Source organism: Sporosarcina ureilytica, from assembly GCF_001753205.1.
Lineage (GTDB): Bacteria > Bacillota > Bacilli > Bacillales_A > Planococcaceae > Sporosarcina > Sporosarcina ureilytica.
This window is the reverse complement of record NZ_CP017560.1, coordinates 558,281-580,594: the sequence shown is the minus strand read 5'-3', so window position 1 is coordinate 580,594 and position 22,314 is coordinate 558,281. Positions and strand designations below refer to the sequence as shown.

Annotated in this window: 25 protein-coding genes; 8 read left to right on the top strand and 17 right to left on the bottom strand. The window is 39.0% G+C overall.

What is annotated here, in order from left to right; genetic code table 11:
- Complete coding sequence (locus BI350_RS02940) at nt 1-1,068, bottom strand: D-alanine--D-alanine ligase (RefSeq protein ID WP_075526774.1); 1,068 nt, start codon at nt 1,066-1,068, stop codon at nt 1-3.
- 388 nt (nt 1,069-1,456) lie between these two features.
- Here BI350_RS02940 and BI350_RS02935 point away from each other — a divergent pair, with 388 nt between their 5' ends.
- On the top strand, nt 1,457-2,626 hold the full coding sequence (locus tag BI350_RS02935) for an FtsW/RodA/SpoVE family cell cycle protein (RefSeq protein WP_075526773.1): 1,170 nt from the start codon (nt 1,457-1,459) through the stop codon (nt 2,624-2,626).
- A gap of 153 nt (nt 2,627-2,779) precedes the next feature.
- Here BI350_RS02935 and BI350_RS02930 read toward each other — a convergent pair whose 3' ends face one another.
- Nucleotides 2,780-3,058 (bottom strand): hypothetical protein, encoded by a 279-nt coding sequence (locus BI350_RS02930; RefSeq protein ID WP_155767459.1) that lies wholly within the window; start codon nt 3,056-3,058, stop codon nt 2,780-2,782.
- Nucleotides 3,059-3,215: 157 nt separating this feature from the next.
- Nucleotides 3,216-3,356, bottom strand: a complete 141-nt coding sequence (locus tag BI350_RS17025; protein WP_168157242.1) for an Lmo0850 family protein — start codon at nt 3,354-3,356, stop codon at nt 3,216-3,218.
- A gap of 337 nt (nt 3,357-3,693) precedes the next feature.
- Between BI350_RS17025 and BI350_RS02925 the strand changes: the two genes are divergently transcribed.
- The gene (locus BI350_RS02925) at nt 3,694-4,872 is read left to right on the top strand and encodes an MFS transporter (RefSeq protein ID WP_075526771.1); all 1,179 of its coding nucleotides are present in this window, start codon (nt 3,694-3,696) and stop codon (nt 4,870-4,872) included.
- A 122-nt stretch (nt 4,873-4,994) separates the two neighbouring features.
- Here the strand turns inward: BI350_RS02925 and BI350_RS02920 are convergent, their stop codons facing one another.
- Nucleotides 4,995-6,302, bottom strand: coding sequence for an MFS transporter (locus tag BI350_RS02920; RefSeq protein ID WP_075529206.1), 1,308 nt, complete (start codon nt 6,300-6,302; stop codon nt 4,995-4,997).
- A 112-nt stretch (nt 6,303-6,414) separates the two neighbouring features.
- On the opposite strand from BI350_RS02920, the gene BI350_RS02915 reads away from it, so the two are divergent.
- Nucleotides 6,415-7,644 (top strand): helix-turn-helix domain-containing protein, encoded by a 1,230-nt coding sequence (locus tag BI350_RS02915; RefSeq protein WP_075526770.1) that lies wholly within the window; start codon nt 6,415-6,417, stop codon nt 7,642-7,644.
- 31 nt (nt 7,645-7,675) lie between these two features.
- On the opposite strand, the gene BI350_RS02910 is transcribed toward BI350_RS02915, so the two are convergent.
- Nucleotides 7,676-8,998 (bottom strand): L-cystine transporter, encoded by a 1,323-nt coding sequence (locus BI350_RS02910; protein WP_425423245.1) that lies wholly within the window; start codon nt 8,996-8,998, stop codon nt 7,676-7,678.
- 232 nt (nt 8,999-9,230) lie between these two features.
- Here BI350_RS02910 and cls point away from each other — a divergent pair, with 232 nt between their 5' ends.
- On the top strand, nt 9,231-10,682 hold the full coding sequence (cls, locus tag BI350_RS02905; protein ID WP_075526768.1) for a cardiolipin synthase: 1,452 nt from the start codon (nt 9,231-9,233) through the stop codon (nt 10,680-10,682).
- Between the two features lie 33 nt (nt 10,683-10,715).
- Here cls and BI350_RS02900 read toward each other — a convergent pair whose 3' ends face one another.
- On the bottom strand, nt 10,716-11,585 hold the full coding sequence (locus tag BI350_RS02900; protein WP_082294941.1) for a M15 family metallopeptidase: 870 nt from the start codon (nt 11,583-11,585) through the stop codon (nt 10,716-10,718).
- 109 nt (nt 11,586-11,694) lie between these two features.
- Between BI350_RS02900 and BI350_RS02895 the strand changes: the two genes are divergently transcribed.
- The gene (locus BI350_RS02895; RefSeq protein WP_075526767.1) at nt 11,695-12,849 is read left to right on the top strand and encodes a 3-phenylpropionate MFS transporter; all 1,155 of its coding nucleotides are present in this window, start codon (nt 11,695-11,697) and stop codon (nt 12,847-12,849) included.
- A 65-nt stretch (nt 12,850-12,914) separates the two neighbouring features.
- On the opposite strand, the gene BI350_RS02890 is transcribed toward BI350_RS02895, so the two are convergent.
- The 4 genes from BI350_RS02890 to BI350_RS02875 form a co-directional block, all read right to left on the bottom strand.
- A complete protein-coding gene (locus tag BI350_RS02890; protein WP_075526766.1) occupies nt 12,915-13,163 on the bottom strand; it encodes a hypothetical protein in 249 nt (82 codons plus the stop codon).
- Between the two features lie 79 nt (nt 13,164-13,242).
- Nucleotides 13,243-14,061 carry a membrane protein insertase YidC gene (yidC, locus tag BI350_RS02885; protein WP_075526765.1) on the bottom strand — a complete coding sequence of 273 codons (819 nt, stop codon included), beginning with the start codon at nt 14,059-14,061 and terminating at the stop codon, nt 13,243-13,245.
- A gap of 63 nt (nt 14,062-14,124) precedes the next feature.
- A complete protein-coding gene (locus BI350_RS02880) occupies nt 14,125-14,928 on the bottom strand; it encodes a helix-turn-helix domain-containing protein (RefSeq protein WP_168157241.1) in 804 nt (267 codons plus the stop codon).
- A gap of 94 nt (nt 14,929-15,022) precedes the next feature.
- The gene (locus BI350_RS02875; protein ID WP_075526763.1) at nt 15,023-15,364 is read right to left on the bottom strand and encodes a hypothetical protein; all 342 of its coding nucleotides are present in this window, start codon (nt 15,362-15,364) and stop codon (nt 15,023-15,025) included.
- Between the two features lie 253 nt (nt 15,365-15,617).
- Here BI350_RS02875 and BI350_RS02870 point away from each other — a divergent pair, with 253 nt between their 5' ends.
- Nucleotides 15,618-16,109: a GNAT family N-acetyltransferase gene (locus BI350_RS02870; RefSeq protein ID WP_075526762.1), complete on the top strand. Its 492-nt coding sequence runs from the start codon at nt 15,618-15,620 to the stop codon at nt 16,107-16,109.
- Nucleotides 16,110-16,213: 104 nt separating this feature from the next.
- Here BI350_RS02870 and BI350_RS02865 read toward each other — a convergent pair whose 3' ends face one another.
- The 3 genes from BI350_RS02865 to BI350_RS02855 form a co-directional block, all read right to left on the bottom strand.
- Nucleotides 16,214-16,684, bottom strand: coding sequence for a DUF4064 domain-containing protein (locus BI350_RS02865; RefSeq protein ID WP_075526761.1), 471 nt, complete (start codon nt 16,682-16,684; stop codon nt 16,214-16,216).
- Nucleotides 16,685-16,968: 284 nt separating this feature from the next.
- On the bottom strand, nt 16,969-17,250 hold the full coding sequence (locus BI350_RS02860) for a GNAT family N-acetyltransferase (RefSeq protein ID WP_075526760.1): 282 nt from the start codon (nt 17,248-17,250) through the stop codon (nt 16,969-16,971).
- Nucleotides 17,251-17,274: 24 nt separating this feature from the next.
- Nucleotides 17,275-18,240: a ring-cleaving dioxygenase gene (locus BI350_RS02855; RefSeq protein WP_075529204.1), complete on the bottom strand. Its 966-nt coding sequence runs from the start codon at nt 18,238-18,240 to the stop codon at nt 17,275-17,277.
- 166 nt (nt 18,241-18,406) lie between these two features.
- Between BI350_RS02855 and BI350_RS16820 the strand changes: the two genes are divergently transcribed.
- Nucleotides 18,407-18,559 (top strand): hypothetical protein, encoded by a 153-nt coding sequence (locus BI350_RS16820; protein ID WP_155767458.1) that lies wholly within the window; start codon nt 18,407-18,409, stop codon nt 18,557-18,559.
- A gap of 96 nt (nt 18,560-18,655) precedes the next feature.
- Here BI350_RS16820 and BI350_RS02850 read toward each other — a convergent pair whose 3' ends face one another.
- From BI350_RS02850 to mntR, 3 genes are read right to left on the bottom strand one after another with little or no spacing between them, the layout of a single operon-like run.
- Nucleotides 18,656-19,540: a DUF1002 domain-containing protein gene (locus BI350_RS02850; RefSeq protein ID WP_075526759.1), complete on the bottom strand. Its 885-nt coding sequence runs from the start codon at nt 19,538-19,540 to the stop codon at nt 18,656-18,658.
- 57 nt (nt 19,541-19,597) lie between these two features.
- A complete protein-coding gene (locus tag BI350_RS02845; RefSeq protein WP_075526758.1) occupies nt 19,598-20,461 on the bottom strand; it encodes a CvfB family protein in 864 nt (287 codons plus the stop codon).
- A 14-nt stretch (nt 20,462-20,475) separates the two neighbouring features.
- The gene (gene mntR, locus BI350_RS02840; protein WP_075526757.1) at nt 20,476-20,886 is read right to left on the bottom strand and encodes a transcriptional regulator MntR; all 411 of its coding nucleotides are present in this window, start codon (nt 20,884-20,886) and stop codon (nt 20,476-20,478) included.
- A 111-nt stretch (nt 20,887-20,997) separates the two neighbouring features.
- Here mntR and BI350_RS16815 point away from each other — a divergent pair, with 111 nt between their 5' ends.
- Nucleotides 20,998-21,153, top strand: coding sequence for a lmo0937 family membrane protein (locus tag BI350_RS16815; protein WP_155767457.1), 156 nt, complete (start codon nt 20,998-21,000; stop codon nt 21,151-21,153).
- Between the two features lie 55 nt (nt 21,154-21,208).
- Here BI350_RS16815 and BI350_RS02835 read toward each other — a convergent pair whose 3' ends face one another.
- Entirely contained in the window at nt 21,209-22,312 is a 1,104-nt protein-coding gene (locus tag BI350_RS02835) for a GNAT family N-acetyltransferase (protein ID WP_075526756.1), read from the bottom strand.
- Between the last annotated feature and the right edge of the window lie 2 nt (nt 22,313-22,314).

The window sequence follows — 22,314 nt, the reverse complement described above, 5'->3', positions numbered from 1 at the left end:
TCAATCCATTGTGTATTGTATTTTTGCTTTTTCTGCATGCCGTTCTAATGCTAGTTCAATTAACTCATCGATTAACGTCGAATATGCTACGCCTGAGTTTTTCCAAAGAAGCGGGAACATACTTGTCGGCGTAAATCCAGGCATTGTATTGACTTCGTTAATGAGCACTTCATCATCAGCCGTGACAAAAAAGTCTGCGCGCACTAACCCTGCACAATCCAATACTTTAAACGCACGAATTGCCATATCTTCCATCTCTTCTTGCACGGATTTTGTAACAGCTGCTGGAATAATTAATTCTGTATTGCCATCTTTATATTTTGCATCATAGTCATAGAAATCTGTAACAGGTTTAATTTCCCCAGAAACTGAACAAACAGGATCATCATTCCCTTTTACACTAACCTCAACTTCTCTTGCGTCGACCCCTTCTTCAACAATCACTCTACGGTCAAATTTCAGCGCAAGGTCTACCGCTTCAATGAACTCTTCACGGTCTGCTGCCTTGCTAATTCCCACACTCGAACCTAAATTAGCCGGCTTGACAAAAACAGGCCATTGTAACGCTTCTTCAACTTCTGCGATGAATGCATCACGACTTTCCTTCCAATTGCTGCGATTAAAATACACGTATGGCACTTGTTTTAATCCGACTTGGGCAAATAATTGCTTCATCGTAATTTTATCCATACCTGCTGACGAGGCAAGCACGCCATTTCCAACGTATGGAATGTTCAACACTTCAAATAACCCTTGGACCGTTCCATCCTCACCGTTCGTTCCGTGTAATAAAGGAAATACGATATCCGGTAAACCCGCTCCGTTAATAAATTGATGAATACTATCTTTTTGCGATTCACCATTCCCTTTTAATCTTAACTCCTCAATAGTCTCAACCGGCTTCGCCAAAGACTGACCTTTTCTCCATTCGCCGTCATACGTAATATAAACTGGGATTACTTCGTATTTATCAAAATCTACCGCCTGCATCACAGCGCGGGCAGTTGATAAAGACACCTCATGTTCCGCTGATTTACCGCCGTAAATTAACCCTAATCTTTTTTTCATATTACATCACTCACCGTTCTTTTTTAATTGATATTTACAGTTTACCATGACAAGGCCACTTACATGAACGTTTGTCTTGAAATTAATTACTTATAACCATTTAGCAACTTCTATGCAGGCACAGTCGTCTCATTTACTGTATAATTATAAAGAAATGCTGAAACCGCCACTTCCTGATTTGTGCCTTAATTTCTGAAGAGTACACAGAAATACGGCAAATCGAACCCTTCGCTGTTCGATTGGCAACGACTGCATGACCGACGTCCTGTCGGCGGCTGGCGGCTGAAGCTAGACAATAAAAGTAATCTAAATTACCGTTACTATGAATTTTATAGTAATTCGTAAAAGTTTACAGCCAATAAAGTGTAAAAAAGGTGATTAATATATAATGAAATTATCAAACAAGCCAATTGAGCGTTTCGACTGGACGCTCGCCTTTATATTACTGCTATTTTGTATTGTTAGCTTATTTGCGATTGGGTCTGCAAATGCAAATTATGTTCCAAGACAACTCATATGGTATGGGATTAGTATTTTTATTATTGCAGGGGCCATGTATTTTGAGCCAGAACAATATAAAAAAGTTGCTTGGTATTTATATGGATTCGGAGTTTTTCTACTCGTGTTTCTTTATTTTGCCCCAAGCGGAGTAGGTCAAATCGGACAGACACACGCCAACGTAAAAAGATGGCTGCATTTTCCGGAACCCATCGGAAGAATTCAACCTGCTGAATTTATTAAAACATTTTTCATCCTAGGTATGGCACGTTTAGTATCAAAGCACCATGAAAAATTTGAAAATAAAACAATTAAAACAGACTTTATCCTTTTAGGAAAAATGTTCTTAGTACTCGTCGTTCCTCTCGGCTTTATTGCTCAGCAACCCGATTTAGGAACTTCAATTGTACTTATCGCGATTACCGCTGCGATGGTTCTCGTGGCAGGTATTTCATGGAAAATCATACTTCCTGTATTTGTTACAGGGGTGACAACTGGTACTGCACTATTATGGGCAGCCATCTATGCCCAGGACTTCATGATCGAGCTCGGCTTTGACCCGTATCAGTTTGAAAGAATCTATTCTTGGCTTGACCCATACTCTTATCCTTCCGGTGAAGGGATGCACCTAATCTCGTCATTAACAGCAATCGGTTCTGGTGGGATGTCGGGTAAAGGATTTGGCGGACGTGAAGTTTACGTCCCTGAAAACCACACGGATTTTATCTTTAGTGTCATCGGAGAGGAATACGGTTTTATCGGGGCATGTGTGGTTATAGGTCTATTTTTCTTCTTAATTTATCATATGACTAAAATTGCGCTAGAATTAAAAGACCCTTTTAGTACATATGTATGTACAGGAATTATTGCAATGATTACGTTCCACGTATTTGAAAATATTGGTATGACCATCCAAGTCATGCCCATTACAGGAATCCCATTACCATTCATCAGTTACGGGGGAAGCTCACTCATGAGTAACATGCTCGCAATCGGCCTCATCTTCAGCATGAAATTCCACCACAGAACCTACATGTTCGAAGCAGACGAAGATGAATAACTGAAATGCTGAAGGCGCTGGTTTGATGCGACAATTAAATACACAAATACAAGAAAAGCTCTGGCAGATACGCATTATCTGTTAGAGCTTTTTTTAAGAGGTAAATTTGATGGCCAAACGCCCCACAAGCATCGTGATAACCATGTGTCTTATTCACTTCGTCTCAGCATCAGGCAAACCTTGCCCTTTGCTTATTTCATTTTTCAATTCATCGATTTGTTTTTGTAAATTTTCAATTTGCTGCGTTTGTTCTTGATTGCTCTGACGATCTTCATCAATGGCTGCCGCGACCGATGCTAAGGCTAAGGCATCCCCAATCGCCACTAAAACCGCACCTAATAACCCTATCCTTTCACTGAAACTTAATTGGTTATTTTCATCTTGTTCGTTAAAAGGTCCCAAAGGTATCGCTCCTAGAATTTTTTGAGACAAATTCCATTCTTCTTATTTAATCTATGCGAATTTTAGGCATTCGGCTACATCTGCTGTTTTAAATAAAAAAGATTGAAGTCATAACAGTTTTTTTGTTATGACTTCAATCTTTTAATTATTTTCTAAACAATCATCTTTACCAATGAATATTGATAAATTACTGTGACTGAATTTGTGGGTCTTGTACAGGCGGCATGAGGACTTTCAGCATTTCAAGACGAGATTTAGTCTTAGTCGCTGAAACACCTAACTTCGCCAAGTTGGAGATGATTTTTTTCAATTCCGTTTCTTGAGCCATCTTTTCCACCTCGACCTTTCTATATAAACTTCTGCTTAATTGAAATGTAAAATGTGCGTGGTTAGTCTTCCAAAATCAATACAATCAGTCATGCATTTTCGATACTTTTAGTATACCACGAATCAGGCATTTTAAATCTTTCAATTATGTTACAAATTAACCAATTTGTAAAGTTTTTATACTCCTAAATCACTTTTTTATTTCACACTTTTATCGTGAATGCTTCACAAACTCAAGTGAATCCTAACTTACACATAAAAGACAACCTAATTTATTGTAGAATTTGGAAAAGATGCGTAAAATGTAGGCAATGAGTTAAAAGAAAGCGGGTTTTATTATGAAAAAAGCAATTCTTCTGCTAATGTCCGTTCAATTTTTCGTTTATTTAGGATTCGGCATCATCATTCCAATCCTTCCAGAAGTCATTGTGCAACAAAACTTGTCAGATATTCACGTTGGTGGTTTAATCACCGTTTATGCACTTGCTTCCTTTTTCACAGCACCTCTTTGGGGCTCATTATCTGATCATACTGGCCGAAAGAAGTTAATTTTAACCGGATTGGTTGGTTTTAGTCTTAGCTTTTTTCTCTTTGCTTTATTCATCAATCAACTAACACTTTTATATATTTCAAGAATTATCGGCGGTGTTTTCTCTGGCGCACTATATACTGCAGTCACAGGATTCGTTGCGGATTTAACTGATGAAGAAAACCGTAATAAATATATGGGCTTAATGGGGATGTCCATTGGGCTTGGCTTTATCTTTGGTCCAGCAATCGGCGGCATACTGGGGAATTTCGGTTTACAAGTCCCCTACATCGCATCAGGTATTTTAACCGCACTCTTATTGATCTATGCAAGCATCATCTTGAAAGAGCCTGAACGACGTGGAGATGCGAATAAACGTGCTTGGCTTCCGAAAGGCGGTATGACCTTATGGAGTTACCGCGTTAGATATTTATTTTTACTATCCTTTACCATCACACTTATCCTTGCGGGGATTGAAGCGACATTTCAATTGTTTCAAATCGATAAAATTGCAATTACCCCGCTTCAACTAGGTTATCTATTTATGGCAAGTGGATTTGTGGATGCAGCCATTCAAGGCGGTGTCGTCAGAAGAGTTAAGAACGGGACGGAAACGAAGTGGATCATCGGCGCGCAAATTGTCACCGCTATTGGTGTTGTCTTAATTCCATTCTCATCGAGCTTACTTTGGGCGGGCGTAGCACTCAGCATATTTACCGCGGGCAATGCGCTCGCACGTACAGTTTTAGTGTCCTTAACGACGAAAGAGTCTGGCGGCCAGTACGGGACCGCGGCAGGCATGACCTACTCCATGGACAATATGGGACGCATTATCGGGCCTTTATTATTCACATGGCTATTAACACAGACAGCAGGCAGCCTCTACTTCGTTTCAGCAACGATTGCCATTTTATCTATTGGTCTTGTCTTCTTATTTAGCCTATCCAATCGTTCATTAAAAATGGTACAAGCCCCCACTACAAAATAAAAGAAAATATAAAATGCCATCGCACGGAATCACTATGCGATGGCGTTATTATTAAATGAACTTCTCTAAATGCTACAGATAAATAACGATACTTCATCTTCGTTCATACGTGCTACCTACGATTAGTTTCCACTTTCTTTAACAATCTTCATTTCCACATTGCCTTTCCCCGCCAGTTCAGGATGCGCTTTTTGCACCACTGAAGGACGTGCCAAAATTAACACCGCAACGATAAGCAGGAGACTTGAAGCGAGCAATATCCACTGCGCAGGTAATATATCGTATAAGAATCCATACAAAACCATACCAAGCGGCATCAACGCCATCGACATCGTTTCAAGAATTGAAAATACACGGCCTTTGAAATCATCATCGATTGACTTTTGCATCCAAACCATCAGCGGCGTATTCACAATAATTTGCGTTACACCAAAACTAAACATAAGGGTTGCATAATAGACGAACATCCAAGCGTAAGGCATTGAAATGAATAACGGTAACCCAATTCCCGCCATTATAATCCCCATAACAATTATGCCACGTCTACCAACTAGTAGCGGATACTCTAAATCTTTTCTTGTTGATAAATAAATTGACATGAGCAACATGCCTACCGCGAAGGCCCCCTCCGTCAATCCAAAATGTTGCGACGGCATCTTCATTTTTTCTATCAAAATAAATGCATAACCAACCATAAATGCTCCGAATAAAAAGTTTATCGATAATGATATCCAGATAATTGCCGTAAGAACTGGCTGTAATCTCAAATATGAAAGACCCGCCTTCATGTTTTGGAACATCGTTTCTTTTAGTTCACCTTCCGCAACTTCCTTGCGCTTGGCAAATAACTTAAAATTCATTGTAGATTCGAGAATCACCGCTAATACAGAGGCAGTCATATACATCAAAAGAAAAACCGGCATTGATACCACTCCATATAAAAGGCCGCCCACTGCCGGACTTCCAATCGCAGCAAATGAAATCGACATTTGATTTAATGACATCGCTTTTTGAATTCGATTTTCATCAACAAGTCCCGTAATCGAGGAAGTGAATGCTACCCCGGAAAACTGTGTCGTTAATGACAAAATCGCCGTTGTCGTATAAATTGCCACGAGCGATAACCCATACGTCAAACTAACGAATAATAGACCGCCAATCGCCAAGGTTGTAGCAATTTGTGCAGTGATAACAATCTTCTTCCTGGAATAATTATCTGCAACATACCCCGCAAACGGTGCGACAATTGTTCTCGGCAAAATATTACAAATTAAATTTGTAGCAAAGCTCGTTGCAGAACCAGTTATTTGTAAAATATAAAAACTAATTGCAAATGCATAAACTTGTGCACCAAATGATGAAATGAGCTTGCTAACCGTAAATGTCCACAAATGATAAGTAGCCCTTTTTAACTTTAAAGCTTTTTCCAAAACTAACCCCCCAAAAAAGTTTAATTGTATTAAACAAATCATATCATGCCTTCCACTTCCATTGCAAGAGGAAGTTTAATATAATTAAACTATATGAATAGGAGTGTGTGACATGGACACGTTAGGAGAGCGTATACGAAAGTTAAGGAAACAGCAGAAACTAACATTAGAGGCATTAGCGGGCAATACACTTACAAAAGGCATGCTGAGCCTTATAGAAAACAACAAAGCAAATCCCTCTATGGAAAGTCTTTCTTATATTGCAGAACGACTGGGAGTAGATGTTTCCGAGTTACTGGAGGAAGTAAGCAACCAGGAATTGCGAGAAGTATTAGGACAGGCCGAAAAACTTTTTCACACGGAGTTTGATGACTTGTCGGATGAATTTGATCGATTAATCGCATTAATTAACCCCTATCTTCCTAAATTAACCCAAGGATATGAGTCTGCCCGGTTATTGGAACTGTATAGCCGTACGCTTCACTTTGAAAAAATAGACGGATGGCAAACCTATTCGGATAGAGCCGCTGCTTTGTATGAACAAATGAATATCACCCAAAGACGTGCAACTATCGGGATATTTCGTTCAATGGTTCACTTTCCAGAACGCAACTATAAAAAAGCACTGGAAATATTACAAAACGAACGTTCCGAAATTGAACAAAAAAATACATTTATAGATCCAATGACACGACTAGACTTTGATTATACGGAGGCAATACTGCTCTTTGCGGTAGGGAATTCAGATGAAGCATTAAAGATTATGGAAAGTGCAATTGAATTTTCTAAAGATAAGCAAGTCTTTTATCAGATTGATCACTTATACAGACTCGCAACATTTCATGCAATGATGACAGGTGATGACGAAAAGTTAAAATACTATATGAAAAAGATTGAACTGTATGGAGAATTTACCGACGATAAAAACTCAATTTTGTTCGTTAATTTTATCAAAGTACATCGTCTAACCTCTTTTGAAAAAAAATATAAAACAGCTTTGGATTTATTAGAAAAATATGACGCCAAATTTCAACTAGGTAAAGTCTATAAAGACTTCCATTCCTTTGAAAAAGGAAAGGCCCTATTTGGATTACATCAATACAAAAGTGCAATTGAAGAGTTCGAAAAGGTAAAGATCCGTGACTTTTTCAATCATCCATTCGATTTATCCATTCTCTATGAGGGAGACGCCTATCGTGCATTATGCTACCTAAAACTCGGAAATAGAGAGAACGCTTTAGCGCACGCGAAATTGGCTTATGACAATATTGCCCCAATGCCCCAATCACCTTATAAAGATTTCATCATTGCAACCTACGAAAAAATCCGTAACAGCCAATAAAGGCTGTTACGGACTTTTCATCTTTTCTAAATTAAGCTTCCACCGTTTGCTCTTCAATAGAACCATTATAAATCTCCGTATCAAGTTCGCCTGATACTTTCGCGGTCGTCACACCAGCTGTCATAGAACCGCTGACGTTCACCGCAGTACGTCCCATATCAATAAGCGGCTCAACCGAAATGAGAAGACCTGCAAGCGCGATTGGCAAGTTCAATGCCGATAGAACAAGTATCGCGGCAAATGTTGCACCTCCGCCAACACCCGCAACACCGAATGAACTAATCGCAACAATAACAATAAGCGTGATGATAAACTGCGCGTCAATCGGTTGTCCGACAGTCGGTGCAATCATGACCGCTAGCATCGCCGGATAAATTCCCGCACAGCCATTTTGCCCAATTGACAAGCCAAATGACCCCGCAAAGTTCGCAATGCCATCAGGAACACCTAAACGATTTGTTTGCGTGTTAATGTTAAGTGGTAAAGTACCTGCACTCGAACGAGAAGTGAATGCAAATAATAAAGCAGCACCCGCTTTTTTCACATAAGTAAGCGGATTTAAACCCGAAATTGTAATGATGATTAAGTGAATGATAAACATGATTCCTAACGCAACATATGAAGCAAGCACAAATTTCCCTAGACTATAAATCGCACCAAAATCAGATGTCGCCACTGTGCGTGCAATAATCGCTAAAATACCATATGGTGTAAGGCGAAGGACAATCCGCACAACTCCCATGATGAGTGCATAAACTGCATCAATCCCTTTTTTAACAATCGCCGCACTTTCAGGCTCTTTACGGTTGACTGTTAAATAGGCAAAGCCAAGAAAAGCTGCAAAAATAACAACACCAATCGTTGAAGTGGAACGCGCACCTGTGAAGTCTAAAAATGGATTCGCTGGTAATAAATCTAAAATTTGTTCTGGTAAAGCTCTGTCCACTACGCCCTCTGATCTTTCTTCAATCGAAGCGCCTCTGGCCAATTCCGCTTCTCCTTGTACAATCTCAGAAGCATCGAGTCCGAAGAGAAGTGTGATAGAAATCCCTATCACAGCTGCGATTGCTGTTGTTCCAATCAGAATACCCAATATCGATCCGGCCATTTTACCGAAATTTTTACCTATTGTTACTTTCGTAAATGCAGCCAAAATCGAAATAAACACGAGTGGCATGACAATCATCTGTAATAATTTCACATAGCCAACCCCGACTAAATTAAACCAAGGAACAGAAGCGAGTAACACTTCCGAATGAGGCCCATACGCGAATTGTAAAATTAAGCCAAAACCAATCCCAAGGCCTAACCCAGTAAATACCCTTTTTGAGAATGAAACTTTCTTTCTATGCATGACATATAATACACCGATAAGCACTAGCAAACCGATAATATTCAATAATAATAAAAACGTGTTCAAGCGATTTCCCCCTTATACTAAGTTGCTTACCACTTACTCTATACAACTAAAACCTATCAGTCAAGTAGGGATTGTGTCGAATTAGAAAGATAAACATGCTTTTCCTATATTATCCTGTTCGATATCCGCTATACTAGAGGGAGCGGAATTCATTAAGGAGGTACTTATGACAACACTCATTAGTTTTATTGTAACCAGTGTATTAATACTTAATATATTTCTCGCGATTGCACTTATTTTCTTAGAACGCCGCGATGCTACTTCTACATGGGCATGGCTGATGGTTTTATTCTTCATTCCATTCTTTGGATTCTTTATTTATTTAATGCTTGGTAGAAGACTGAGGGAAAAGCATCTTTTCCGATGGGAAGACCGTCATAAAATTGGTATTGACAAACTGATCGACTACCAAATCACTTCAATCGAAGATAACACACTAGAATTTCGACAAAGCGAAACAGAAAAACATAAAGATATGATTTATTTACATCTACGCAATAATGACGCGGTTTTAACGCAAGACAATGATATGCAAGTTTTTAATGATGGGCGCGCAAAATTTGAAGCGTTAATTGAAGACTTAGAAAAAGCGAAGGACCATATTCATTTACAATATTATATTTTTCGAATTGATAGCCTTGGTAAAAGAATTATTGACGTCCTCACGGAAAAAGCTAAACAAGGCTTAGAAGTGCGCGTACTTTTTGATGATATGGGTTCAAGAGGTGTATATAAAAGACATTTCCAAAAGCTGATTCGTCACGGTGGTATGGTAGAAGCTTTTTTTCCATCCATTTTACCACTCATTAACACTCGACTAAACTACCGGAATCACCGAAAAATTGTTGTGATTGACGGAAGGATTGGCTATATTGGGGGCTTTAACGTTGGTGACGAGTACCTTGGGATTAATAAAAAGTTTGGGTATTGGCGTGACACACATTTACGTATTGAAGGAAGTGCCCTACATCCAATCCAGACAAGATTTATTCTCGATTGGAACCAAGCCTCTGCCGACCAAGACATTGAGTATTCGGACAGGTATTTCCCAGCGATTCCCCTTAAAGGAGACGTCAGTATGCAAATCGTATCAAGCGGCCCCGACTCCGAGTGGGAACAAATTAAAGACGGCTATTTAAAAATGATTTTCCGTGCTAAAAAATATATTTATATTCAAACGCCTTACTTTATCCCCGACGTTAGCTTTTTAGATGCCTTGCGCATCGCTTGCTTATCGGGGGTCGACGTCCGGATTATGATTCCGAATAAACCGGACCACATATTTGTCTACTGGGCAACCTATTCAAACGTCGGCTACTTACTAAAGGCTGGCGCTAAAATTTACATTTACGATAACGGCTTCCTTCATGCGAAACAAATCGTAATAGACGATGAAGTCTCCACTGTAGGTACAGCCAATATCGACGTTCGTAGCTTCAAATTAAACTTCGAAGTAAATGCATTTATTTATGACAAAGAAAAATCTCACGAACTCGCTGAACTGTTTGAACAAGACTTATTACTATCTAGAGAATTAACACTCGATATGTACAATGAACGCTCTTTAACCATCAGACTCAAAGAATCGATGGCGAATTTAATTTCGCCGATATTATGAAAAAGGACGCCTCCCGATAAAGGAGACGTCCTTTTATAACCCCAAATACTCTTCCAACGTAGTATCATTCTCATAAATATCTTTTGCAACTTCTAAACCTACATATCGGAAATGCCAAGACTCATACATATAACCTGTGATAAACTCTTTCCCTTCAGGATAGCGCATAATAAATCCGTACAAATGCGCATTTTCAGCCAACCATTTCCCCGCATCTGTTTCACCAAAACGTGAAGTAGCCCAATCTTGCTCTTTATTTACTTCACCAATATCAAACGCCAAACCCGTCTGGTGTTCAGAGTAACCTGGACGTGCACTGTACCGGTCAGCCTCTTCAACCCCATCTCGATCTACATATCTTTTGTAAAGCTCTGTTTGATATTCAAATGAACGATACGTACTAAACGCTACAAGGCGATAGTCTTCCAATAAAGCAGCGGCGGCCATTTCTTCAAATGCTTCGCGCGCCTCTTTATCTTCTCCAGGAGCAAATGTACTTGGAAGGGGATTTTTTTTATTTGCAATGAGGATACCTTCTACATACGTAGGTTCTTCCGGTAACTCTTGCCCTTCAATATATTGGATAGCTTCCTCGGGTGGAACTTCCTCTTCCTCTTCCTCTGGTTCATGTGATTCTGTTGGTTCTGGTTCGGGTAACTCAGAGTTTCCATCTGCATTTGGTTGCTCTTCAGTCTCTCTCTCACTAGGCACAGTCACTTTGCTTATTCCCAGCGCCGTCTCTACACGCTGATAACTTTTCTTAACGTCCCAATCATTGAACCCTATCCACCCAACTACCGCTATGATTAAGAAGCTTGCAGCGATGAGCGTAATCATGAGCAATCTTTTCTTTGTCTTTGTCTTTTTTTCAGTTCGAAACATATACTGGTTTCTTTTTCTCATTTCTAAAACTTCCTTTTCACGATCTCTCTTTAGTTTATCATGATTTTTCTTTCCGGTCTCTTTGTGCTATTATTTATACTTACAAAATGCCAATTTGAGGTGGATGATTATGAATAACCAGCGATGGCTTTCCTTTAGCTTTCTCGCTTTTTTCTTTACATGGGGGGTATTTTTACCCTACTGGACAGGCTGGCTTACAATAGAAAAAGGACTTTCCGTCACAGCCGCAAGTATTGTGATGGGGGCTGGTATGATTGCACGTTCCTTTTCAACCTTTTTACTATTTCCGGCATTAACGAAAAAATTACCACTTAATCGGATCATGATATTATTAGCTTTTCTTTCACTTGGCTTGGCCTTGCTTTATATTCCTAGTTCAACTTTTACAACACTTCTTGTAATTACCATTTTATTTAGTATTGCCTATCCAATTATTATGCCCGCGATTGAAAGTAGTGCATCCATTCTAATGCAAACGGAAAAAATTCATTACGGCAAGAGTCGATCTTTTGGTTCGATTGGCTATACTGTAGCGCTCCTAATTGTTGGCGCGATCACGGCTATTTGGAGTGAACAAGCGATTCTTTATGTAATGGTCATTGGATTAGCCGCGATCTGCCTTTTCACTTTGAAATCCACGCCTGCAGTATTACAGAAGGTTCCTGTTCAAGGAAATAACAAAGGACGCGGAGCGGAATTTAAAGAACTATTCGCATCGAAACCATTTGTAACAGTTTTACTTTTAGCAGTCCTTCTTCAAGGTGCGCATGCTTCCTATTATAATTACGGCTATATTTTCTTAGATGATTTAGGCGTTAACAGCTTTTACATTGGCATTATTTTAAATGTCGCCGTGCTGTTTGAAATTATTTTCTTTACACAAGCAGATAAGCTTTTTGCCAACATGAAAATCTCAACAATGTTTCAAATCGCTGCGGTGGGTTCAACGATTAGATGGACGCTCATTTTTCTATTCCCATCACCATTTGTCTTTATCATCACGCAAGCGTTACATGCTGTCTCATTTGGGATTGCCCACTTTGCTTTTATTAGGTATATTTCCGAAAAGCTACCAAACCATTTAATCCCAACTGCGCAAGGCTTATACGCCTCCTTCGCCATGAGTTTGAGCGTTGCCATTTTGACATTTGTAGGAGGAAGCTTGTATGATATTGCACCAAACTTAGCATTCCTGGGCATGCTTTCAGTTACAATCCCAGCCATTTTCATTATCTTGACAACTAAAAAACGCTTTGTTTATTAACAACAAAGCCGCTCAAATCACGTCCTAGTATATCTCTCTAGGACGTGTTTTTTATTAAAATTCATTCACAAAAGCACTGTGACAACGAATACAATCGCAAATAATCCTGCAAAACTTAATGATACCCGGTTCATCCATTTCGCTTCACGCACCAACCCACGATCTTTAAATGCTTGTCCACGCATCGCATTGGTTAAAGTAAATACGCCAATAATTGAAAGCAACGTCATATTCATATTCATGTGATACACCGAAAATCCAGCTCCAGCAATCCCAATCGCTATGCCGATTCCGATTAACCATTTTATATTCAACAATAAAACCTCCTGATAATGAAATGCTATCACCTAAAACTAGAAAAAAAGCCGAAGAATTTATATCTTCGGCTTTGGATTATTTTTTCTTTGAATGTGAATCTGTTTTTGGAGCGTCTTTTTTCGGTGTTTCAGGTTGTGGTTCAACCTCTTTAAAATAAAGCTTACGTCCAAGGTACGTTTGAATAATTAGTAAGAAACCACCAACAGCCCAGTAAAGCGGTAAAGCAGCAACAGCCTTAAATGAAATGAACATAATCATAATCGGTGACAAATAAATGAACATTTTCATCTGTTGCTTTTGTTGTTCAGGCATCGTCCAAAGGGATACGCGTGCTTGAACAAAATAAACAGCACCTGCGATTAGCATCATAATCATATCTGGTTCTCCGAGATTGAACCATAAAAACTTATGTGCTTTTACTTCCGGGGAGTAAAGAATCGCAAAATAAAGCCCCATAATAATCGGCATTTGAATAATAAGCGGCAGACATCCCATATTTAACGGGTTTACGCCGTGCTTTTGATACAGCCCCATCATTTCTTGCTGAAGCTTCATTTGCTCGTCTTTATCGCCGGCTTCTTTTGCTTCCTTGATTCGCTTTTGGATATCTTCCATTTCAGGACGAAGCGCATCCATCTTTATCTTCATTTCTTGTTGGGACTTGTAATTTCGAAGCATAAAAGGCATTAAAACGAGACGAATTAAAACTGTAATAACAATAATCGCTAAGCCATAACTACCATTAAATTGATCACTAAAAAAGTCTAGTAGCCATTCCATTGGTTTAACAAAAAAACCATAAAATTTACCTTCTTTATTTTCGACGCCCGCACAACCACTTAATAAAATGACTGTCGTTGCGAGTATCGATAACAAACCGATTCTCTTCTTCAATAGATTCACCTTCACTAATTCAAGCTACTAAAAAGTATACAACAAGTTGACGTAGTTTTACAATTATTCTTTGTCGCCTACTTGTTTTTCTTTTGGAAGGGTGAACTTAAAATAACTTCCCGTTATATTTTTTCTAAACTTTCTCGGCGTATAACCCGTATATTTTTTAAAGATCCTCGTGTAGTAGCTTTGATTGCAGAAATTAAAGTTATCCGAGATATCCGATATCTTCTGATTTGAAAACCTCAAATAATACTGAGATTCTTCTACCTTTTTAATATTAATATATTCAACAAGCGTAATCCCCGAATGTTCTCGAAAAATACGTGACAAATGACTTGTACTCACATCGAACATCGCCGCGATTCCCTCTACTGACATTTGAGACTGTATGTGTTCATCAATATATTGAATGACGCCATTAACCGTTTGATGAAGCAGTTCAGGGGAAGTTTTCTCTTCAACCGTATAAATGAAGAACTCTATTAATTCATCTACTAGATCAATAGCATTATGTTCAGTTAACTTTTCTTCTATTAATTTAATACAAGTTGTATTGAAAAAAAATGCTTTTTCCACCGACATGTGTGACTGTTTCAACTGTCTAGCGATAATACCAAAGAGCGTGATGAAATAGTATTTTAACCCCTGCAATGAACCCCTATCAGAAGATAAATCAATCACATCATCAATCATACTACGTATCGTTTGCTTCGCTTCCCTTTTTTCTAAATTGAATAAATTCCGCAAAAATTGTTCTTCCGCTTTAGAAAATCTTTCTATTTGTATCGTTCTTTCGAAGACGCCATTTTCCATGCCATCGTCATCTGTAACCAATGAATGCCTTTCAATTGTAATATGCTTCATCATCTACACCCCTTCGCATACCCAACAGTAGAATATTCACACAATTAAGTTTGAAAGGGCACTTTTCACTGAAGCACCCTTGGCCGAGCCATCATTACTTTGTTTCCGTATTCTCTTCGTTTTTCTTATTGTAAAGCCCATCTATATTTTCGGAATCACTTTGTTCATCTTGTACTTCCTGATTATAATAATGAACACTCGTCTGCGCACCTTCACTCACCATTTTATTATCTTGAATGTCGTAAGGGTCCGGGTTTCCAGCTTTTGTTTCCGGCTCATTTTGTACTTTCTGAGACTCTATAAATGATTCAACTTTAGTTTTCATATTATTAAAGGCAACTTGGGCTTTGTCACGGTTTTCTTTCTTACTAAAATAAGCGTAAGCACCAGCTGCTAAAGTAGCAAGTAACAATGTATTTTTCTTTTTTCTTCCCATCAAAAATCATTCCTTTCACTGATTGTCATACACGTATATCATAAGTATACCCCGTTTTATTGATTAGAAACCATCCTTAGTATGAATGTGTCATAACTCACGAGAATACGAGTTTCTTACCTTTCATAATAACTTATCCTTTATAACAAATTAACGACATATCATTACACTTTCATTACAACTTTAAGCGATTGTGGTATTCATTTATTATTTTTGTTATGCTAACCAAAAGAATGACTGAGGTGATTGTGAAATGATTAGACCGATGACATCTAAAGATATCTTATACGTACAACACATTGCAGTTGAAACATGGCGAGCAACTTACGAAAACATTATTCCAGCGGATGCACAACTTCGTTTCCTAAATCAGTCTTATTCAGATATCATGCTGTTGAAAAGAATGGAGAAAACGTTGATGCTCATTGCTGAATGTGATGGCGTCCCAATCGGTTTCGCAAATGTCACTTATATTGACGAAGACGGCGATGCTGAATTAACAGCGATGTATATTTTGCCAACTTATCAACAAAGCGGCTATGGACACAAACTTTTTCAAGCCGCATTATCCCACTTAGCAGAAGCAAAACAATTATTCGTCTACGTGGACAATCAAAACGTCATAGGAAAGAACTTTTATGTAAAACAAGGTTTTCAATTACTTAATACATTTTCTGAATCATTCAACGGCCATCCCGTTGAAACCGCTGAATATGTTTATAAAATACCCGTAGCTATCTCTTAATCACGCTAGAAGAGTTGGTGTTACCTATTTAGATACAACCTAAATATCTGTTATTTGAAGCTATCTAAAATCGCTTTCCTAGTAAAAGGAAAGCGATTTTTTTGTTATAATGGTCTCATGGAGTCATCATAATGATTATCTACAAATGATGTCTCATTTGTAGCAAGTGGCGGCTTTCTTGTGAAACATAGAATCGCTGCAATGTACAACATAATTGAAGTCGGCGATAAAATGAAAGCAAATAATCCAGCAACAATAAACAGTATTCCAGCCAGCTTCGGATTTTTTTCCTTCCACATGAAAATCATACCGATAATCGTAGCAATTAAGCTGATTACCAATACAACAACAATAAACCAACTAAACCCTTCAAAATATTCAATGACCGATAAGATCATATCGACATCTTCGACTGTAAGCTCTGGATCTGCGTAAAGCTCCATTTCTATTTCAGACCGAAGTGCACCGTTGGTAAAGGCCTTCATAATTCCAACGAATATAAAACTTCCTGCAATCGATAAAACCGTAAAAACTAAACTAATAATCGATAAAACTTTTTCTGCAGTACGCTTCATCATCCATCCTCCTATTCTCTATCTATGTATACGATTCCGCGGAAAATAAGTTTCATACTTTCTTCAATTTCCTCTTTGCATAGTTATTTATATCACAGCCTTAAAGACGAGACAATATGATAATTGAATGGTTTTATCTTTGAACTATAAATGAACGAACCTGTTACTTTTGATGGAATTAAGCGTTATTCACTTAATGAGTATTTTAAAATGATGTTTCACGCAATCCATAAAAGTTTTCCACAATAAAAAGCAATTCGAATGACCGAATTGCTTTCTAATCATTAAGCTTTAATATCATTATATTCATCATATCGTTCAAATGCCGTAACAACATAAGAGCAAATTGGCTCCATTTTGTACTCATGTTCCCGTGCATAATCTGCTGCACGATCAAGCAATTTCTTTGCAACCCCTTGTCCTCGTAATGTCGGAGAAACAAATGTGTGTTCAACTGCCATCACATCACCTAGCATTGTCCATGAAATTTCCGCCAATACCTCGCCATCTTTCATATTTCGGAATGCAAATTCTTCGCCTTCTAGTTTGGTAAATTCAAATTCCATACTGTTCATCCCCCTTTCGTACCTTCAATTAGTGTGAATCGGTCTTAATGATGCTTCAATTGAATTTCTTTTTGGTTCTAAAAAAGGTGGTAATGCTAGTGATTCTCCTAGTTTATCAAGTGGCTCGTCATTCGTAAAGCCCGGTTCATCAGTTGATAACTCATAAAGGATGCCATTCGGCTCTCTAAAATAGATCGCCTTAAAGTAATAACGATCAATTAATCCACTCGTTTTAAAGCCTTTGTTTCGTAAATGTTCTTCCCATTTTTTATATTCTTCCATCGTCTTCACACGAAAGGCTACGTGATGAACACTGCCTCGTCCTGGTCTTTCAAAAGGTAAATCTGTTCTCGTTTCAACATGAACTTCTGCCGCTGGACCGCCTTCACCAGTAGAAAACACACGAATCTCAGGCATGCCTTCAATCGTAGAAGGATAGGAGCCAACTTCATCAAAATGTAAAACATCTACAAGTACTTTTGCAGTCGACTCAGGCTTACGAACCGTTAACGTCACGGGTCCCAATCCAACGATGGCATAGTCAATTGGGATGTCCTCCTTTTCCCAAGGAACCCCATAAGGAACGCCCTTTCCATCGTCCACAACTAACATAAGACGTGAACCCTCATCATCTTGAAATTTCATCGTTTTACGCCCGAAACGTTCGATGATTTCCTCATGCATAATACCTAATTGTTCAAATCGCTTTTTCCAAAAATTGAGCGCATCGTCTGACATCACACGAAACGCCGTATTACTAATACTCGATACACCTGGATAGGTTCTTCCCGCCATTGGAATATCAAAATACGTCATATCTGTTCCAGGAGTCCCCTTCGCATCTGCATAAAACAAATGATAAGAAGATGTTGAATCTTGATTCACCGTTTTCTTCACAAGCCTCATTCCAAGCACACGTGTAAAAAAGTCATGATTTTTCTCAATATCTGCCGTAATGGCAGATACATGGTGGATCCCAGCTAGTTTCATCATTTCTATTCTCCTTTAATAAAAATTACCTTGAATTCTAGATATATTCATTTTATCATCGCAATGTTCATCTAGCAAAGATTTAATTTTATTAGGGTTTGTGATACTTACTTTTAAACCTCACTTATATTTTATGGATTTAGTTGATTGGAGTGGAAGGCGCCGAGTGCTCTCAACGCTTCGCTTTTTGGTCGCAAAAGCCGTTCTTCGTGACGGCTCTTCCTGTGGGATTAGCGGGACAGGTGAGACCCCACAGGAGCGAAGCGACGAGGAGGCTCACCGTGCGCCTGGAACGGAAATCAACGGCCAAGTTCGATAATTTACTGTAAAAGAAAAAGACTGCGGACAAACCTAGATATTTCTCTAGTTCGTCTACAGTCCAAAGCAAACCTCACGAAGAAGCTTGCTTTCTTGACTAATTAAACCATGATTTGACCGATTCAAAGATACTCGCGAAAAACTCTTTCACTTTCTCCCAAAATCCTGGGTCAATTTCACCAATTTTTTCTTTTAACTTATCCCCAAAATCCGAAAGCTGATCAGATAGTTTTCCAAAATCAATATTGAGATTACGAATTTTGTCCATTAAATCAATTAGTAGTTGTCGATCTGTTTCGCTTAGCTCGATATTAAGTTTCTTTAATTGTTCTGAAACAATTTGTTCAACATCTTCTCTAGTCGCTGGATTTTTATCTGCAATTTCCTTTTTAATTTCTGTCAGTAATTCTGCAACTTTATCTTTATCGATGCCTGCGTCTTCAGCAAACTTTGTTGCTAGATTTAACTCATCATTCGCGACATCCGTTCGCTCCGTATCCAACTTTTCACCGGAGACTTCATAGGCTTTATAAATCCCAACTAAAGCGGAATGGCCGGTTACTTTTTTAGGGGCAGCTACTTCAACAATCGCGTCCTCAACGCCTGCCGTTAACATCGCAGTGCCATACATATCAGCAGAAACTTGCGTTATATTCTCCTCGGTTACAATTTTAATGACAAGTCCTTTACCAGCCTCTTGTCTTGTGATTTTTGCAGATGAATACATTCTTGCATTGCGATTGCCGTCGGGAATATAGTTAACTAAATCACTGCCATCAACGTAGATTTCTTCCACTTCAGTGTCGTTTTCTACGCCGAGACTTTTCCTTACGCTATCTAGTTCAGCCTCAGATAGATTGGCGCCATATACGACAATTGGCACGCCAAGCTTTTCATCAACCACCGCTTCCGCTTTAATACCAGGCAGTAAAACCGCTACTAATAATGCGAATGATGTGAGTAATAAACTAATCCTTTTCATCTCGAAACCTCCTTGTCTACTCATTAGTACGTTTTATATCCAATTAGGTTTCTTAACTTAGTCACCCGTTACTTTTGTCCAACCGTCTTCTTGAATCACTTTACGCTCTCTCATCAGTCGCCCAAGTGCTCGTTTGAATGATCCTTTACTCATATTAAACATCTCCCGAATTTCTTCAGGGGAAGACTTATCTGTGAATGGCATTTTTCCGCCAACATCCGTTAAATAAGTATAAATCACTTCTGCATCGCCCGTTAAACGCTCTTCCACTCTTGGCAACATAGAACCGTTTAATGTGCCATCACTGTGCACATCGATGATTCGAACTGTTACTTCTTCACCTAATCTAGGCTCAGCTTTTTGTTCTGATTCGTGCACAAAGACGCGGTAGTTCTCAGGAATCGTTAACATAAACGAGCCGACCGGTAATAAACGATAGGCCCTTGCAGTAACATTTGCATTGAACACGGATTGATCTGCAATTGCGATCTGCTCCAATACACGTTCTTCAGTTGCAAGTCTCCCAAATATGCCGCCGCCTAAATCTGTGCGTAACGTCATATACAACTCATCTCCAGGTTGAGGCCATAGTTTTTTAATTTGCGGCAAGTCAGCGCCATTCACGAGCACTTCAAATGAAGAACCGATATCAACGTATACCCCTTCATTCGCTTCAGAACGAATCACTTTCGCCCAACCAAACGTGCCCATCGTCATATTCGGCATACTCATTGTGGCTGTTAATTCTTTACGACGATTCATATATAGAAATACGCTTACGCTATCGCCAATTTGAACGTCTTCATCTGCATCCGAAACGTTCATCATAATATTCTCTTCGTTTCCTTTTAATACCCATCTTGAACCTTCTTGGTCGATTATTTCAAGTTCCGCTACACTACCAGATTGTAATTGTGTCATGTGCTTTCATCCTTTTACTTTTTTCTCTCGGCCTTCAATTTTTCCTTGAAGTCCGGATTTTGTTCCAATGTTTCTACAAGGTCTGCAATTCGATCAATCGCGTTCCAACTTAAATGATGTTCGATCCCTTCTACATCATCATAAATCTTTTCTTCTTTCACACCGATAATACGAAGAAACTCCTCTAGAATATCATGTCGCTTTACAAGTTTCCTCCCAAACGCCAAACCTTTCTCTGTTAATTCTATTCCTTTATACCTTTCATAATAAACATATCCTTCACGATCTAGTCGTTGAACCATTTTTGTAACAGATGAAGGGAGAACGTCTAGTGAGTCAGCAATATCGGATGCGCGTGCAACCCCATTTCTTTCAATATGTAAATAAATTTGTTCTAGATAATCTTCCATCCCTGGTGTAGCCATCGTCCGTTCGCCTCCAATATCATTTGTTTATCAAAAACTGTATTTCCCAAAATTGTTTAAGCCCTTCTCTTGTGGGGTAAATTCTTACAAACAAGTTAAGGAGTGAATATTATGGGTCAATTTCTTTGGTTTGTGATTGTAGCCCTTTTTGTATTTTGGCTAGTAGGTCTTCTATTCAAAATAGGCGGTGGACTAATCCACATTATTTTAGTGATTGCCGGGATCATCTTCATTTTCCAACTTCTCACAGGTAGACGTTCCCGTTAAGGAAAGGGATGTCGACTTTGTACAAAGTCTGGCATCCCTTTCCTATGCATGTTTCTTATTTGATTTTCGCATAGATACATGTATTACGTAAACCATTTCCATCTATTGAGACGCTGTCTTGCTTTAATGTGCCCTCAAGTTCAAAGCCTACACGTTCCGCAACTGCACGACTTTTAATATTTTCCTCGTCACATCGAATTTCTATCCGGCGTGCCCCAAGTTCTTGAAAAGCAAATTCGGTAATCGCCTGTACAGCTTCTGTCATATAGCCATGCCCTTCGAATTTAGTGTCTAACCAATAACCAATTTCAAATTTTGGGATGGACCAATCAATTCGATGGAGTCCCGATGAACCGATAAATGCACCATTTTCCTTTAGAAATAAATGTAAACGCAAATCTTTTCGGGTAATAAAGTCAGCAACTGCCTGCCGTAAACTTTCCTCAGTCGATTCCAACCGTGGCGTTTCCTTTGCCCATGGCATCCACTCGGAAAGGGCTGCTTGCGAGTTACAGACAGACGTCCAAGCATCAAGTGCATCCTCTACTTGTGGTGCCCGAATAATAAGCCGTTCCGATTCAAAACGTTCCGGAAACTTCGGGATTTGAATCCCCCGTTCCGCCTCCTTTTCATCCTCCCAAACAACCGGCGTCGTCACACCGCCTTGATAGTCCTCCCGCGTAATTCCATAGGTGACAGCATCATAATAGGAATTTTCCTTCGGAGAAAACCATGCATTTCGCAAATGTGCTTCTTTTACAAAGCCTGCGCGTTCAAACGTTTTACGCATTGCTAAATTATCTTGTCTCGTATGGCCTTCCAAACGAATTTTCTTTGCAGGCAGTTCAAATACATAATCTACTACGAGTTGAAGCGCCGCTGGTCCATACCCATATCCTCTATATAAATCTGCAATCCGCAAATCAAACATCGGGATTTCATCACGTAAATCATATAATTTAACGATACCGACTTTTTCTTGTTTGTCATTTTCCACCCAAAATGTTTTCACTTCATCAGATTGATAGCCGCCCTCTTCAATCGTCTTTTCGATAAGATGGCGCGCAGGATGTGTATTGCCATGATAAGGCCATGTATTTGTTGTTAAAAAGTGGATCAGCTGCTCTTGCTCTTCCATCGTCCATTCTTGTAACCGCATGA